The sequence below is a fragment of the Planctomycetota bacterium genome (genome assembly GCA_039819165.1).
Lineage (GTDB): Bacteria > Planctomycetota > Phycisphaerae > Phycisphaerales > UBA1924 > JAHCJI01.
Genome location: JBCBSM010000001.1, coordinates 815,199 through 829,896, shown reverse-complemented (window position 1 = coordinate 829,896; position 14,698 = coordinate 815,199). Strand labels below are relative to the sequence as shown.

The 14,698-nt window shown below is 69.7% G+C and carries 14 protein-coding genes and 1 tRNA gene; 11 read left to right on the top strand and 4 right to left on the bottom strand.

The features are described from left to right. Nucleotides 1-12: 12 nt before the first annotated feature. A complete protein-coding gene (locus AAFX79_03680; protein MEO1007639.1) occupies nucleotides 13-999 on the bottom strand; it encodes a hypothetical protein in 987 nt (328 codons plus the stop codon). Between the two features lie 171 nt (nucleotides 1,000-1,170). Here AAFX79_03680 and AAFX79_03675 point away from each other — a divergent pair. From AAFX79_03675 to AAFX79_03635, 9 genes are all read left to right on the top strand, one after another. Further along, a tRNA-Val gene (locus tag AAFX79_03675) sits at nucleotides 1,171-1,244 on the top strand. A gap of 671 nt (nucleotides 1,245-1,915) precedes the next feature. Beyond that, on the top strand, nucleotides 1,916-3,454 hold the full coding sequence (locus AAFX79_03670) for an efflux RND transporter periplasmic adaptor subunit (GenBank protein ID MEO1007638.1): 1,539 nt from the start codon (nucleotides 1,916-1,918) through the stop codon (nucleotides 3,452-3,454). Further along, entirely contained in the window at nucleotides 3,451-4,152 is a 702-nt protein-coding gene (locus AAFX79_03665; GenBank protein ID MEO1007637.1) for an ABC transporter ATP-binding protein, read from the top strand. The genes AAFX79_03670 and AAFX79_03665 overlap by 4 nt, the downstream gene beginning before the upstream one ends. Then, a complete protein-coding gene (locus AAFX79_03660; GenBank protein MEO1007636.1) occupies nucleotides 4,149-5,300 on the top strand; it encodes an ABC transporter permease in 1,152 nt (383 codons plus the stop codon). Before AAFX79_03665 ends, AAFX79_03660 begins: the two co-directional genes overlap by 4 nt. Before the next feature lie 8 nt (nucleotides 5,301-5,308). Further along, entirely contained in the window at nucleotides 5,309-6,481 is a 1,173-nt protein-coding gene (locus AAFX79_03655; protein ID MEO1007635.1) for an FtsX-like permease family protein, read from the top strand. Between the two features lie 18 nt (nucleotides 6,482-6,499). Then, nucleotides 6,500-7,021 (top strand): hypothetical protein, encoded by a 522-nt coding sequence (locus tag AAFX79_03650; GenBank protein MEO1007634.1) that lies wholly within the window; start codon nucleotides 6,500-6,502, stop codon nucleotides 7,019-7,021. 181 nt (nucleotides 7,022-7,202) lie between these two features. After that, nucleotides 7,203-8,357, top strand: coding sequence for a hypothetical protein (locus AAFX79_03645; protein MEO1007633.1), 1,155 nt, complete (start codon nucleotides 7,203-7,205; stop codon nucleotides 8,355-8,357). A gap of 43 nt (nucleotides 8,358-8,400) precedes the next feature. Beyond that, nucleotides 8,401-8,661, top strand: coding sequence for a hypothetical protein (locus AAFX79_03640; protein ID MEO1007632.1), 261 nt, complete (start codon nucleotides 8,401-8,403; stop codon nucleotides 8,659-8,661). A gap of 36 nt (nucleotides 8,662-8,697) precedes the next feature. Next, a complete protein-coding gene (locus tag AAFX79_03635; GenBank protein MEO1007631.1) occupies nucleotides 8,698-9,006 on the top strand; it encodes a hypothetical protein in 309 nt (102 codons plus the stop codon). Nucleotides 9,007-9,049: 43 nt separating this feature from the next. Here AAFX79_03635 and AAFX79_03630 read toward each other — a convergent pair whose 3' ends face one another. Continuing rightward, the gene (locus AAFX79_03630) at nucleotides 9,050-10,093 is read right to left on the bottom strand and encodes a VTT domain-containing protein (GenBank protein ID MEO1007630.1); all 1,044 of its coding nucleotides are present in this window, start codon (nucleotides 10,091-10,093) and stop codon (nucleotides 9,050-9,052) included. 164 nt (nucleotides 10,094-10,257) lie between these two features. On the opposite strand from AAFX79_03630, the gene AAFX79_03625 reads away from it, so the two are divergent. Next, nucleotides 10,258-11,190 carry an MBL fold metallo-hydrolase gene (locus tag AAFX79_03625; GenBank protein ID MEO1007629.1) on the top strand — a complete coding sequence of 311 codons (933 nt, stop codon included), beginning with the start codon at nucleotides 10,258-10,260 and terminating at the stop codon, nucleotides 11,188-11,190. Between the two features lie 252 nt (nucleotides 11,191-11,442). Further along, nucleotides 11,443-12,903, top strand: a complete 1,461-nt coding sequence (dnaA, locus tag AAFX79_03620) for a chromosomal replication initiator protein DnaA (GenBank protein MEO1007628.1) — start codon at nucleotides 11,443-11,445, stop codon at nucleotides 12,901-12,903. Here dnaA and tadA read toward each other — a convergent pair. Beyond that, nucleotides 12,900-13,340 (bottom strand): tRNA adenosine(34) deaminase TadA, encoded by a 441-nt coding sequence (gene tadA, locus AAFX79_03615; protein MEO1007627.1) that lies wholly within the window; start codon nucleotides 13,338-13,340, stop codon nucleotides 12,900-12,902. The genes dnaA and tadA overlap by 4 nt on opposite strands. 100 nt (nucleotides 13,341-13,440) lie before the next feature. Next, a complete protein-coding gene (locus tag AAFX79_03610; protein MEO1007626.1) occupies nucleotides 13,441-14,439 on the bottom strand; it encodes a twin-arginine translocase subunit TatC in 999 nt (332 codons plus the stop codon). Between the last annotated feature and the right edge of the window lie 259 nt (nucleotides 14,440-14,698).

The following is a 14,698-nucleotide window of genomic DNA, read 5'->3' as shown; positions in this document are numbered from 1 at the left end:
GCCGCGTCGCGATCAGCCCGGTCCGGCGTCGCCCGCGCCGTCCGCTTTCGCGAGCTGCTCCTGCATGTGTGGCACGAAGTCGGTGGCGTACCACTGCCGCCATGCGTCCTGGTCCCAGCCCAGCCGCGAGGTATCCTCGCCGTAGAGATCGCTCGTCAGGCGGACGAGCGCGTCGTGGATCTCCACGCGGTACTGCACGACGGCGGCGTCGATGACCCGCAGGATGACGCCCTCGGTGACCACGCTCAACTCCGGGTCGAACGCCACGGCGCTGTCGCTGACGACGGGCGTCAGATCGCTGACGAACGCCTGCTGCTGGCCGACGAGGATGTACGCCAGGGCGCCGTTGCCGTCGCTGTCGTTGCGTCGGCCGGCGATTTGCGAAGCGATCATGGCCGGAATGGCGTCCGCGATGCGGAGCGTCGCCGCCAGTCCTGCGGCCGCCGACGCGGGCGTGTTGTCCGATCGGCGGAGCCCCTCGGCGACGACCGATTGCACGCTCCGCGGCACGTCCCTGCCGCTCAGCACGTCGTCGAGGGTTTCGGCTGCCATGACCCGGAGCCTCTCGTCCTTGTCGAAGACGGCCGTCCACGCGACCATGGCCAGCGCCTCGTCGGTGCCGAGCTGCGCGAGGTGCTCGACGATGGCGCGACGCACGTCGTCGCCCGAGCGGCCGAAGATCTCGAGCATGCTCTCGAAGATCGCCGGGTCCGTGTACTCCCGCAGCTTGCGGATGCCGGCTTCGCGGAGCTCCTGGGCCCGCGGGTTGCGGAAGTAGGTCCGCTTCAGCTTGCGGAGCTCGAATTCCAGCCCGCGGCGGCGGCGGTTCATCTCGCGCACGGCCTGCTCGTAGTCGACCGCCTCGGGCATCCCCGCGGGGTCCTCCACGGCGGGCAGCGACGGCGGCCGGGGTGCGGCCGGCTGTTGCTGGGCGAGCGCCGGTGTACCCGCGATCGTGGCCACCAAGGCCGCAAGGCTGATGCGATACGTCCTGTGCATGTTCGGCTCCCGCAAGGGCGTCCGTGCGTCGGCTGCCAGGGTGGGGCTCCCGAGCCGATCACTCGAAGAGTGTACGGGCCGGGCGCCCGCGAGTTGCGTCCAGCGGCGACGCCGGGCGATGGGACCGATATACTCCCGGCCCGCGACGCACGGCCGTGGCGGCGACATCCTGGGCGATTGGCGCAGTTGGCTAGCGCGCCTCGTTGACATCGAGGAGGTCACAGGTTCAAGTCCTGTATCGCCCACTTGGCCGAACGGCGGTAGAAGCGCTCCGGCGGCGTAACCCACAAACCCAACGCGTTGCGCGGACGATCCGGATCCGAGAGGTCGGGCCGGAGCGGGCATCCCCTGCTCGTGGCGGATGCGGTGGGCGGGTCGGCTGCTATTGAGAGTGCTTTCACGACAGGCTTTCCGGATCACTCGACCCGCACTCGATCGTGCCGATAGGATTCCGTTGGATGCCGGGCGTGCTCTCCATCTTCCTTGTCCTGGCACTCGTCTGCCAGCCGACGACCGCACTCGCAAGCATCTTCGCTTCGGGGTGCTGCAGCGGGCATGCACACGACGCGGCCGAGGTTGCAACCGAGGCCGCGTCGAATTCGTGTTGTGCAGCACCTGCTCCGGCCCAATGCGACGAGACCGAGGACAAGCCCCGGCTCCCGTGCCCCAGGGATGGCGACTGCGAATGCCCGCGGTCGTGCTGCAAGATCGGCGGAGCCACGCCGGCCATTCCGCAGCAGCCACGAAGCCTCCTCTGGAGCGATGCCTCCGCGCCGGTTGCGATGGTGCTCACCGAAGCCCCTCGTGATGCGTTCGCGGACGACCCAGCCCATCCGCCCAAGTTCTGACCACACGCCAACGCCGAAGGTGCGCGCAGGCCGTGCGCGGTGGTTCGCCAGAACTTGGAGCCCATCACATGCAGGAAGCACACGCACGCGCGGCGAGCCCGCGCGACGCAACGCTGCGGCGGTCGTGGCCGTCCACGGTGATTCCCATCGCCGTCGTGCTCGCAACGCTCGCCGTGCTTGGCTGGTCGGCGTGGCCCATCGTCCGACCGACGCGCACCGTGCAGGTCGCGCAGGTCGTGTTCAGCGTGCCGGATGAGTCCGAGCCGCAGGCCGAGTCGGAATCCGCGGCGACCCCCTCGACCCGAATGGTGCAGGCGCCCGGGTGGGTGGAAGCCGAGCCGTACTACACCGCCGTCACCACGCTCGCCGATGGGATCGTCGAGACCATCGACGTGCTCGAGGGCGAGCCCGTGCGGGCCGGCCAGCTCGTGGCCACCCTTGTGGATGACGAGGCACGCTTGGATCTCGCCTCTTCGGCGGCGGCGCTCGCCGCCGCCGAGGCGGACCGCGCCGTGGCGTTGGCCGATCTTCGGGCCGCCCAGGAGGCGTGGGACCAGCCCGTCGCACGAGAGAAGGCCGTAGCGGTCGCGCGTGCGGAGCTCGCCCAGCGGCGTGCGGAGCTCGCCCGGCTGCCGACGCTCATCGAGTCGGCGGAGGCCACGCTGGTCCGCCTCGAGGAGGAGGCCAAGCGGGCGCGGTCGGCCCGGCAACGCGGCGCGACGGTGGAGCTCGAGCTCGTGGTCGCGGAGCAACGCGTCGCCGCGCAGCGGGCCGAGGTCGCCGCCCTCCGCGCAAGCGAGCCCGTGCTGGGAGCCGGCGTCGAGAGGCTCCAGGCCGAACTCAGGGCGGCGGAGCGAGACTTCGAGCTGAGGATCGACGAGCGTCGTGCGCTCGACGCCGCGACGGCCATCCTGGCGCGCGCCGAGGCGCACGTCGTTCGGCGTCGCGCCGAGCGGGACGACGCCCGGCTCGCGTTGGATCGCATGGTCATCCGCTCGCCGATGGATGGCGTCGTCCTCCGTCGGCTGAAAGCGCCCGGGGACAAGGCGATCCGGGGCATGGATGATGCCCACTCAGCCCACCTGGTGCACGTGTACGACCCAGCCAAGCTGCAGGTACGCGTGGATGTGCCGCTCGCCGACGCGTCGCAGGTGCATCCGGGCCAGGCGTGCGAGATCGTCGTGGATGTCCTGCCCGGCACGGTCTTCCACGGCTCGGTGCTCCGCGTGACGCACGAGGCGGACCTGCAGAAGAACACGCTGCAGGTCAAGGTTCGCGTGCTCGAGCCGTCTCCGCTGCTGCGGCCCGAGATGCTCGCCCGCGTGAAGTTCCTGCCGTCCGGTGAGGACGCCGGCGGCAATCCCTCCGATCCGTCGGCGGCCGTGCTCATCCCAGAGTCGTCCATGCAGGATGGTCGCGTGTGGCTCGTTGCCGACCGCCGGGGTTCACGCGGGCGTCTGCAACCGGTTGCCGTCCAGACCCATAGCCGGGAGGACGGCTGGATCCTCGTGAGCGGCCCGCTGCGTGCGGGCGATCTGCTCGCGCACCCGGAGCAGGGCTATCGCCCGGGTCAATCCGTTCGAATCGGCAAGGGGGGCGACCAATGAGCCTCATCGAATGCCGAAACCTGACACGCGAGTACCGGCGGGGCGGGGAGGTCATCCGGCCGCTGGAGGATCTGGACCTCGACGTCCCGCGGGGCGACTTCCTCGCGCTCATGGGTCCGAGCGGCAGCGGCAAGACCACGCTGCTCAATCTCATCGCCGGGATCGACTCACCGACGAGCGGCTCGCTCGTCGTCGATGGCTCGGATATCTCGAAGCTGGCACGACGCAGGCTCGCCGCGTGGAGAGCGGAGCACGTCGGGTACATATTCCAGCTGTACAACCTTGTGCCCGTGCTCACCGCGTACGAGAACGTGGAACTCCCACTGTTGCTGCACGGTCTGTCGAGGCGAGAACGCCACGAGCGCGTCATGACCGCCCTGGAGCGCGTCGGCATCGCCGAGCGACGCAACCACTTTCCGCGGCAGCTCTCGGGAGGCCAGGAGCAGCGGGTGGCCGTGGCGCGCGCGATCGTGGCCGAGCCGGACATCCTGGTGGCGGACGAGCCGACCGGCGATCTCGACAAGCGGAGCGCCGAGTCGGTGATGCGCCTCCTCCAAGAACTGAACGAGCGGCTGGACGCCACCGTCATCATGGTGACGCATGATCCGAACACCACGACCTACGCGAAGCGCACGCTGCACCTGGACAAGGGGCGGCTCGTGCCCGCCGCCGAACCACGGGAGGAGGTGCTCGCATGACGCTCCTGAAGTGCTCGCCGTACGTCCTCAAGCAGATCTGGCGGCACCGTGTGCGGTCGCTGCTCACGGTGTTGGGCATCGGCATCGCGATGTTCCTCTTCACCGCCGTGCAAGCCATGAATCGCGGCGTCGCCATCGCGACCCAGCAGACGGCCAAGGACACCACCCTCATCGTCTACCGGGAGGACCGCTACTGCCCGGCGACTAGCCTGCTGCCGCAGGACTACCGCGCGCGCATCGAACGCATCGAGGGCGTGGAGTCCGCGATCCCGGTCAAGGTTGTCGTCTCGAATTGCCGGACGAGCCTGGACGTCGTGACCTTCCGCGGCGTTCCCAAGGATCAGTTCCTCGCCAGATCCAATCGCGACATCGAGCTCGTCGCCGGCTCGTACGAGGACTGGTCCCGGCGCACGGACGCGGCGCTCCTCGGCGAGACCCTGGCCACCCGCAGGGGGCTCTCGCCGGGCATGACCTTCGATGCGGCGGGCATCACCGCCTACGTCGCGGGGATCATCCGCTCGGATAGTCCACAGGACCAGAACGTCGCGTACACGGCGATCGAGTTCGTGCAACTCGCGGGCCGCGACGAGCTCGGCATCGTCACCCAGTTCAACGTCAGGGTCGAGGATCCCTCGATGCTGGAGGACATTGCGGCCGCCATCGACGCCGAATTCGCCGTCGCGCAAGAACCCACGGCCACGTTCACGGAGAAGGCCTTCATCGGTCGCGTCGCCGACGACATCATCGAGCTGGTCGGTTTCGCCCGCTGGCTGGGACTTGGGTGCCTGGCGGCGGTGCTGGCGCTGGTTGCCAACTCCGTCGTGCTGGGCGTGCAGAGCCGCGTGAGCGAGCACGCGGTGCTCCAGACCCTGGGATACTCCGGCCGGCTGCTCGCCGCGCTCATCGTGCTGGAGGGCCTGGTGCTCGCCGTCATCGGGGGATCTCTCGGTGCCCTTGTGGCGGTCGGGGCCGCGAGCTATGGCAGCCTCGCGCTCTCGGTCGAGGGCGTCTCGATCCCCATCTCGGCCGACGCCTCGCTCCTGCTGGTCGGACTGCTGGTGTGCGCGGCCCTCGCCGTTCTGGCCGGGCTCGTGCCGGCGTGGCAGGCTTCTTCGAGGCAGATCGCGGCCTGCCTACGGACAGCATGATGTGCGCCATGAGTCGGCTGCCCTTCCATTACGCGTTCCGCAACCTCGGTCGGGGTCGGGTGCGACTGATCGCGTCGCTGGTCGGGTCCACGCTGGTCGTCCTGCTGGTGCTGGCCTCCGGTGGCTTCGTGCGTGGAATGCAGCACACGCTCACCCAGCGCGAGCCGCTGCACGCCAACGTCATGATCCTCGGCACCGGGTCCGAGGAGGGCGTGGAGCGCTCGCAGATCGATGCGGCCGTCGAGGGCATCGCCGCGGCCAGCATCCGTGGGCTCAAGCAGCGAGCGGGCGTCGTTTATGCGTCGTCCGAGATCCACGCGGCCCTGCCACTCCGGCTGGAGGCGGAGGACGAAGCCGACCTCCCCGCCGTGCTGCGTGGCGTCCGGCCGGTCGCGTTGCTTGTGCACCCCGAAGTGGAGATCACGGCGGGTCGCATGCCCCGCTCTGGTGCGGACGAGTTGATGGTGGGCTCGCTCGCCGCCACCCGCCTGGGCGTGCCCGCCGAGCGGGTCGCCATCGGCCAAGCGCTGTGGTTCGACGACCGCCCGTGGACCATCGTCGGACAGTTTTCGGCGCCGCACACGGTGATGGACGCCGAGATCTGGGTCCCGCTGACGGACCTGCAGATCGCCACGCGGCGCGAGAGCACGATCTCGTGCGTCGTCGTCACGCTCGATGACGCGGGCTTTGCGGACGTCGATCTCTTTGCCAAGAGCAGGCTCGACCTCGAGATCACGGCGATCCGTGAGGCCGCGTACTACGCGTCGATCGCTTCGTTCTATGCGCCGATCCGGATCATGGTGCTCGTGACCGCCGCGCTAATCGCCCTGGGTGGCATCTTCGGCGGGCTCAACACCATGTACGCCGCGTTCGCGTCGCGGGTGCGGGAGGTCGGCATGCTGCAGGCGCTCGGCTACACGCGCGGAGCGATCGTCGTCAGCCTGGTCGAAGAATCGATCTTCGCGTCGGCGTGCGGCGCACTGCTGGCCGTCGCCATCGGGCTCGCCCTGCTCGACGGCATCGCCGTTCGTTTCTCGATGGGCGCGTTCGCCCTTGTGCTAGATCCACCCGTGCTGCTGGCGGGCGTCGGTGGCGGACTGGTCCTCGGGTTTGTCGGTGCGATCCCACCGGCCATTCGATGCCTGCGTCTGCCGATCGCCGAGGCCCTCAGAGCAAGCTGAATCGCGAGAGGAGTTGCCATGATCATGCAGAGAATCACGTTGTGCGCCATCCCGTTCTTGTTCCTGGTCGGATGCAGCGAATCGACTACCGAATCGAGCTCGGCGACGCGCTCCACCGATGTCCCGTGGATGCTCGCGACAGCGCCAGGCGACGCAAGGTCGGTGATCTCGGCCAAGGCGGAGGCCACGGAGGGAGACACCATCACCGTGCGGGGCATCATCGGCGGCCGGGTAGAGGCCCTCAGCCCCGAAAGCCCGGTGTTCCAGATCATCGATGCTTCGCTCGAGAATCCGTGCGTCGGCGACGACGACCACTGCCCCACGCCGTGGGACTACTGCTGCAACCCCCCCGAGGAACTCATGCGGCACGCCGCCACGGTGCAGATCGTCGATGCGAGCGGCGCTCCGGTCGGCGACGACGTGATCGCGGCCGGGCTCGAGCCCCTCCAGGAGGTGATCGTCACCGGCACGGTCGGGGCCCGGCCGTCCCAAGATGTGCTGACGATCCGAGCCACGGGCGTGCACCGGGCCGGCGGGTAGGGGCCGTGGGCGCCCGCTGCGGACGCAGCTGCACGGGATGCAGCCCCGGCGGCATCGACCCATCGAGATTCTGCCGGCATCCACCAGATTAGGGGATTGATCGAATGGCTCGTCGTCCGTTAGGTTCTCGCTGCGCCGCGACGCTCGCGACGCGCAGGACGAAGAAGGGAGAACCACGGCCATGACGGACATACCAGAAGACGGGGGCGCATTCGAACTGCCCGAGGATCTGCCGGGAGAGGACGGCGGAGACGGATTCGAGGAGCCCGATCTCGGCGGCGACCCCGAAGACTTCGGTGCCGACTCCGACGCCGACGACGAGGCGTCCGCCGAAGCCGAGGCGGGCAGCGAGCCCGTCCGCCGAGCGATGGAGAGCATCACCGCAAGCTTGCAGCGGTCGGCGTCCGCCGGCGTGCAAACCCTCGACGACATCGAAGGGCCGGGCAACGTCGTGGGCGCCGCGGCGCTGCCCATGCCGCTCGAGGACGAGATCGTGCCACCGGGCGAGGGTGCGCTGGGCGTCTTCACGGTCGAGGACGCCGACGAAGAGTCCATCCGGCGCACGCTGCACGACGCCATGGACGTGCAAGCCGCGTCGGACGACGGCTTTCCGATCGTGCCCATCAAGACCGGCGAGATCGATGCCGAGGCGCATCGGTTCCGGATACGCCCGGCGCCCGGTGGCGTCTCGGTCGGGCACGTCCGCATCAGCGCGGGCACCCTGGGCTGCCTCGTGCGGGATCGCCGCCGTCTCTACATCCTGAGCAACAACCACGTGCTGGCCAACAGCAACAACGCCCGCGTGGGCGATCCCATCCTGCAGCCCGGACCCTACGACGGCGGCCGCAATCCACGGGATTGCATCGCTCGTCTCCACAAGTGGGTCACCATCGATTTTTCCGGGAAGAAGAACTACGTCGACTGTGCACTGGGATGGACCAGCCCCCGGCTGGTGCGGCGAGAGCTGATCTACGTGTACAAGGGCCGCCGCAGGTTCTTCCGCGTGTCGTCGCGACCGGCGGATCCACGCGTTGGCCGGGTGGTCGGAAAGACGGGCCGCACCACGCAGCTGACCTGCGGACGCGTGCTGAGCACCAACGCCACCATCCGCGTGAACTTCGGGGGCGGTCGAGTCGCGGTGTTCACCGACCAGATGGCCGTCCGGGGCATCGGCCGCAAGCCGTTCAGCCAGGGCGGTGATTCGGGCTCGCTGATCTGGAACTGGGACCGCCGTCGCAACCCCGTTGGGCTGCTCTTCGCCGGAGGAGGCGGCATCACGTTCGGCAACAAGATCCGGCGGGTGCTGAGTGGCCTGGGCGTGCAGCTATATACTTGAAGCAGCGGGCGGCGCAGCGCATTCCGGCCGCGAAGGAGCGGCCATGGAGTCCGGTGCAGTCTCGTACGACCCCGAGCGCGATGATGCCACGGGTGGCGCAACGCACGCCGACGCCGTGCTCGCCGAGCACGGCGATCGGTTGCTCGCGATCGACGGCGTCGAGGGATGCATGATCGAAGAGAGCGGGGGGGCGGCCACGATCGTCGTCCTCCTGGGCGATCCGCGAGCCCGGGATCGCATCCCGCCCGAGATCAACGGCGTCCCCACCCGAGTACGCGTGACGGGTCCGATCAAGTCGCAATGACCACGCGGCGCCCTCCCGGTGCCGGGAGGGTGGATGATGAGCAAGCGATTCCGGAGCACGTCGGCGCTCGCCGATGAACTCGCACGCAACCCCGATCTCGTTCGCAGGATCCAGAACGATCCGGAGTCGGCTCTCCGCGCGATCACGGCGCCGGCCTACTCGAACGACAAGGTGTTCTACCGGCTCGTCGTAATAGGCCTCTTGGCGGTGGTGATCATCGCCCTGCTGTTCGCGGGCCTCGCCGAGAACGGCACCGAGCCCAGCCAGGTCGTGACCGCCATGGGCACGACGGCGCTCGGAGCCGTGGCGGGGCTCCTGGCTCCACGGGGCGATCCGCCCGAGTGAGCGGTCGTGTCGTGCAATCCCGGATGAACTCGGATCGATCGCGCTAGGCGGGACCCGCAGCGGGCGCTTCGCTCGCCGCGGTCACCCGCGCCAGCGCCCGCTTGGCGATCATGCCAATGATGCCCAGCGCGACGAAGGCGACGCCCAGCCCCGCAACGACCATGATCGGGTCGCGGCCCAGCACCTCGCCGATGTCGTCGCCCCGCTTGGCGGCCTCGGCGGCGAGCAGCACCGCGATGAACGTCCGCGGCGCCATGCCCATCGCGGTACCCACAGCAAAGGGCAACGCCCGCACGCCCGAGGATGCCATCGCCAGGTTCGTGAGCGCAAAGGGCGAGTTGGGCGGCAGCCGCAGCAGCGCAACGATCAGCGTCGTCCTCGCAAGCCCGTGGCCGATGAGCGCATCGCGGATGGCCTGCGCCTTGGCGTTCCTCGCGATGACCCGCTGCACTCGCTGCTTGGACACCGTGCGGGCGACGTGGAAGCCGATCAGCGACCCGCCCAGGAAGCCGACCCAAGCCGCCAGGAAACCCACGGTGGTGCCAAAGGCCCAGCCGCCGAGGATGGCCTGCGCGTACGTGGGCAGGCAGCCCAGCCCGGCGCTCAGGATGAAGATCACGACGTAGAGCACCAGGCCCGCGGGTCCCTGCCGCTCGAGGAAGGCCGAGATGTCCCCGATGTAGACCACCAGCAGCGTGCCGGAGACCGGCGGCATGGCGGTCCAGAGCAGCCCGAGCACGCCAGCGGGGCCGAGTTCGCGGAGCAGCCGAACGCCCGCCATGAGCCGCGTGTGCCCGATCGAGAGCGTGATGCCGAACGCGAGCAGGATCGCCCCGAGCGCCGCGATGGCGACGGGCAGCAGCCGCTGCTCGCTGGCGTACAGATTGTCGACAAGCCAGCCGGCCAGCGCTTCGGGGAGCGACCGCAGCAGCAGCCCCAGCCCGATGACTCCCAGGTACAGGGACAGCCCGAGGGTGAACAGCCGGTCGGCGGCCTTGCTGGCCTTCGCCGCGGCATCCGCGTCCACGGCCCCGGCGGCACCCAGCCCTGGATCTTCCTGCGGCGGCGGTGCCGCGTCCTTGCTCATGGCACCAGCGTACGCCCGGAGCCGGCCGGCGAACGCGTCCTATCGTTGGCGAATGCGGGGGCGATACGGGCCAGCCCCGCGGACGATCGGATGGCCCGTTGCACGCGTTCGCCGGCCTAGCGGCCGTCGCACCGCCTTCCTCCCCGTCCGGGGCCGGAGCCACCATGATCCCCAAGCCGCCGCCGCGTGATCCCTCGCTGGGCTTTATCTACGCGCCGCCCTTCCGCATCCAGGGCGTCTCGATCGCGGGGGAGGCCACCGCCATCCAGATCCCCGAATTGGACGTGTGCTTCGACATGGGTGCATGCCCGCGGGCGATGCTCGCCAGCCCGATCTGCGCGCTCAGCCACGGCCACATGGACCACATCGGCGGGCTGGCGTATTACCTGTCGCAGCGACAGTTCCAGGGCATGGGCACGGGCACCGTCGTCTGCGACGCCCGCATCGAGCACGACCTGCGGTCCATGCTCGAGGGCTACGTCGCGCTCGAGCGGCAGCGGACGCCCTACGAGATCGTGCCGCTCGAGGCCGACCAGGCCTGGCAGATCAAGCCCAATCACGTCATCCGGGCGTTCCACACCGAGCACACCGCCCCGTCGGTGGGCTTCGTGATCGCCGAGAAACGCACCAAGCTCCGCGACGAATACGTCGGGCTGCCGCAGGAGAAGCTCGTCGAACTCAAGAAGCGAGGCCAGGAAATCACCCGCAGCTTCGAGGTGCCGCTGATCGCCTATACCGGGGATACCTTGCCCGGCTCCCACCTGCTGCGCGAGGACATCCGCAGCGCGCGCGTCGTCATCAGCGAGTGCACGTTCTTCGAGCCCGGCCACCGCAAGCGGTCCCGCATCGGCATGCACATGCACGTGGACGACCTAGCCGAGTGGATGCCGCTGCTGGCCTGCGAGACGTTCGTGGTCGGCCACATCTCCCGCCGGACGCACGTCAACGACGCCCGCCGCGTGCTGCAGGAGCGTCTGGGCGACGAACAGGCCGCCCGCATCCGCGTGCTGATGGACCACCGCCACAACCGCCAGGCCTACGAACGGCAGGAAGCCGAGGCCCGGTCCGCCGAGGCGGTCGCAAGCGGCAGCGCATAGGCGTTTCCACGCCCCTTGGGGGGCCGTCGCCCGCGATGCGGAAAGAGCCGTGTTGACTCTCGGCGAGCGTCGCGTTACCTTGTGAGCCGGGTCAGATTCCAAGCCGCCGACGAGACGCTCCGCGCAGGCGCGCGACAGCCTGGACCGCCCCATGGTCCGTGCTGTGGGTATTGCTGCGCCACGTCGCGGAGGCGGCATGAACCGACCCGCTGCGGGGTTGGCGTTCGTGGGTTGGGTGCGGGGCAGAACCAGATGGCACAACCGGCGCGGCGGGCGGAGCAACACGGGAGCGGCGGAGAGGCCGCGGCGCTCTGGAGCGAGACGCTCAACTACCTCCGGGCCAACAACCCCGCCGAGAGCCGGGCCCGCTTCGACGCGCTGCATCCGCTGGAGATCCGCAACGGCGTGCTTCTGGTCCGCACCCAGAGCGGCGTCGAGCGGGACCACCTGCACGCCGAGTATCGGGGCGTATTTGCCGACGCCCTTCGCATCGTGTCGGGGCACCTGCTCAACATCCGCTTCGTTGCGCCGGGCGAGGACGACGCCCAGTCCGCACCCCACGCCGGCGACGCGGCGGCCGGCAGCGCCGCGGACCAGAACGGCTCCGACCGGGCCGTTGTGATCGGCGGCGGCATGGGCCAGCGCACCGCCGAGAGGCGGGCCCGCGGGGCGCTCCGCCTGGCCATCAACCCCGACAACACATTCCGCAACTTCGTCATGGGACCGGGCAACCGGCTGGCGCACGCGGCGGCGTCCGCCGTGGCCGAGGAGCCCGGACGGCGGTACAACCCGCTGTTCATCCACGGCGGCGTTGGGCTGGGCAAGACCCACCTGCTCCAGGCGATCTACCTCAGCATCGCCGACCAGAATCCCGACTGGGTGGTCGAGTACGTCTCGTGCGAGGAATTCACCAGCGAGTTCATGGAGGCCGTGCAAGCGGGACGCATGTCCGAGTTTCGCCACGAGTTCCGCGACATCGACATGCTCGTGATCGACGACGTCCACTTCCTCGCCAAGCGGGATCGCACCCAGGAGGAATTCTTCCACACCTTCAACGTGCTCTACCAGAGCAACAAGCAGATCGTGCTCAGCTCCGACGCACCTCCCGAGGACATCCCCGATCTCGAGGAGCGGCTCGTCAGCCGGTTCAAGTGGGGGCTGGTCACCGGCGTCGAGCAGCCCGACTACGAAACGCGGATCGCCATCGTCCAGACCAAGGCCCGGCTCCGCGGCGTGGATCTGGGCCAGGGCGTGGCCGAGCACATCGCGGCGGCCATCGACTCCAACATCCGCGAACTCGAGGGCGCGATCGTCAATCTGCAGGTCCGCGCCAAGGTCGATGAACGGCCGATCGATCTCGACCTGGCCCGTGCCACCATCGAGCCGCCGGCGGAGACCAAGCCACACGTCGCGGCGACGATGCAGCGGGTGATCGACCTCATCGTCGACTACTACGCCGTCAAGCTCAGCGACCTACAGAGCAAGAAGAAGACCCGCTCGATCGCCCGTCCGCGGCAGGTGCTCATGTACCTCGCCCGGCGGCACACCCGCCACTCGCTCGAGGAGATCGGTGGCTACCTCGGCGGCCGCGACCACACGACCATCATGCACGGCGCCAACAAGATCACCTCGCTGCGGGCGACCGACCGCGCGCTCTCCGCGGAACTGGACCACCTCGAGTCGCAGCTCGGCGTCGACGAGGCTCCGGACTAGCCGCGTCGTCGCGCGCGGAAGAAGTCGCGGAGCAGCGCACCGCACGCGTCCGCTTGCACGCCGCCGACGACTTCGGGCCGGTGGTTCAACCGGTCGTCGGCCAGCAGGTTCATCAGGCTGCCCGCGGCGCCGGCCTTGGGGTCGAAGGCCCCGAAGACCACCCGGGCCGCGCGCGCCTGCACGAGCATCCCGGCGCACATCGGGCACGGCTCCAGCGTGACCACCACCGTGCATCCGGTGAGCCGCCAGTCGCCCAGCGCCGATGCGGCCGCCCGCACGGCGAGCAACTCCGCATGGCCGCAGGGATCGCTCGAGTGCTCGCGGCGGTTGCGATCCTCGGCGATGGTCCGACCGGTCGCGGTCTCGTACACCACGGCGCCGACGGGCACTTCACCGGCGTCCGCCGCCTCCCGGGCGAGCTCGAGGGCGCGGGCCATGGCGTCCGCGTCGGCGTCGGTGGCGGCGTCCGGGCTCGCGGGCTGCGGCACGGCGCCCCGGCCTGGCTCGGTCCGGCCGCGGAAGAGCCTCCCGAGCACGTCAGGCGCCCTCGTCGTCAACGTCGCCCTCGCGGCGCGCCCCGGCGACGCGCTCGGCCGGCAGCACCCGGCACAGCAGCAGGCCGAACTCGTAGAGCAGGTACAGCGGCGCCGCGAGCACGACCATCGACACCGGGTCGGCCGGCGTCAGCACCGCGCCCACGACGACCGCTGCGAGCACGGCGTAGCGGCGATAGCGACCCATCTCTTCGGGCACGATCAGGCCCGCCCACCCCAGCAGCAGCACGACCACGGGTGTCTGGAAGCCGACCGACAGCGCCATCGCGAGCTGGAACATCAACCGCACGTACTCGGTCATGCGGTACTGCTGGCTCAGGCCCGCCGTTTCGCCCAGCGGCACGCCGAGCACGCGCACCGCGGGGGCCGCCAAGGCTGCGGACTCCGACGACTCGTCCACGACCGCCGTGCGCGCCGGTACGGCGATGCGGAGCTGCTGGAGCCTCGTGTTGGCCCACATGCTGCCGAGCTCGGGCGACGGCGGATCGCCATCGAGCACCGGCACGCTCGGATAGGCGATCCCAGCGGGAGGGCTGGCCTCGCCGGGGTCCAGCTCGCCCAGCGCCTTACCGAAGCCCAGGAAGAACGCCAGCACCACCGGCAGCATCACGAAGTAGAGGAAGAGCACCGAGAGGATGGTCAGCAGCACGCTGAGCGGCGCCAGGACGTACACGAAGCGCCGCTCGGCGGCGTAGAGCCCCGGGGCGACGAACTTCCAGGCCTGGTAGAGCAGCCAGGGCAGCCCGAGCACGATGGCGACCGCGAAGGCCACCCGCAGGTAGGTGCCGAAGCTCTCCAGCGGCCCGGTGGCCTGGGCGCCGGGCGGATAGCCGCGGGCCTTCTGCGCCGCGTACAGCGGCTGGAACATCGTGTCGATCAGCCACGTCCCGAAGACGAAGGCGAGCACGACGATGGGCAGCAGGCCGAGGCCCGCGAGGATCAGCCGGCGGCGGAGGTCGTCGAGGTGGTCGCCCAGCGGCATGGAGGCGTCGCGGGGCGAGGAGTCATGCGAACGAGAACCCAACATACGCCGTCCTGCGCGTCGGCCTCCCCGGCATCCCCCGCATCCGGCCGGGATCGGTGCAAGGCGCGAACCCGATATCGGAACGCGACGATAGCGGAGGGCATGCCCGCCGTCCGCAATTTCTTGGGTCCGCACGCCGGGGGAACCCGCAGGGCGCATCCGGGCCAAGTGCGGAGCCCGTTGCGGGATGGAGTCCGAGTGGGTTGCAACCGGAGGC

Bases quoted from the DNA above. Each gene is read 5' to 3' on its own strand.
- AAFX79_03640 (MEO1007632.1), top strand. From the start codon at position 8,401: ATGGAGTCCGGTGCAGTCTCGTACGACCCCGAGCGCGATGATGCCACG.
- AAFX79_03655 (MEO1007635.1), top strand. From the start codon at position 5,309: ATGAGTCGGCTGCCCTTCCATTACGCGTTCCGCAACCTCGGTCGGGGT.
- AAFX79_03625 (MEO1007629.1), top strand. From the start codon at position 10,258: ATGATCCCCAAGCCGCCGCCGCGTGATCCCTCGCTGGGCTTTATCTAC.
- AAFX79_03635 (MEO1007631.1), top strand. From the start codon at position 8,698: ATGAGCAAGCGATTCCGGAGCACGTCGGCGCTCGCCGATGAACTCGCA.
- AAFX79_03650 (MEO1007634.1), top strand. From the start codon at position 6,500: ATGATCATGCAGAGAATCACGTTGTGCGCCATCCCGTTCTTGTTCCTG.
- AAFX79_03610 (MEO1007626.1), bottom strand. From the start codon at position 14,439: ATGCCGCTGGGCGACCACCTCGACGACCTCCGCCGCCGGCTGATCCTC.
- AAFX79_03630 (MEO1007630.1), bottom strand. From the start codon at position 10,093: ATGAGCAAGGACGCGGCACCGCCGCCGCAGGAAGATCCAGGGCTGGGT.
- dnaA (MEO1007628.1), top strand. From the start codon at position 11,443: ATGGCACAACCGGCGCGGCGGGCGGAGCAACACGGGAGCGGCGGAGAG.
- AAFX79_03665 (MEO1007637.1), top strand. From the start codon at position 3,451: ATGAGCCTCATCGAATGCCGAAACCTGACACGCGAGTACCGGCGGGGC.
- AAFX79_03645 (MEO1007633.1), top strand. From the start codon at position 7,203: ATGACGGACATACCAGAAGACGGGGGCGCATTCGAACTGCCCGAGGAT.
- AAFX79_03660 (MEO1007636.1), top strand. From the start codon at position 4,149: ATGACGCTCCTGAAGTGCTCGCCGTACGTCCTCAAGCAGATCTGGCGG.
- AAFX79_03670 (MEO1007638.1), top strand. From the start codon at position 1,916: ATGCAGGAAGCACACGCACGCGCGGCGAGCCCGCGCGACGCAACGCTG.
- tadA (MEO1007627.1), bottom strand. From the start codon at position 13,340: ATGGCCCGCGCCCTCGAGCTCGCCCGGGAGGCGGCGGACGCCGGTGAA.
- AAFX79_03680 (MEO1007639.1), bottom strand. From the start codon at position 999: ATGCACAGGACGTATCGCATCAGCCTTGCGGCCTTGGTGGCCACGATC.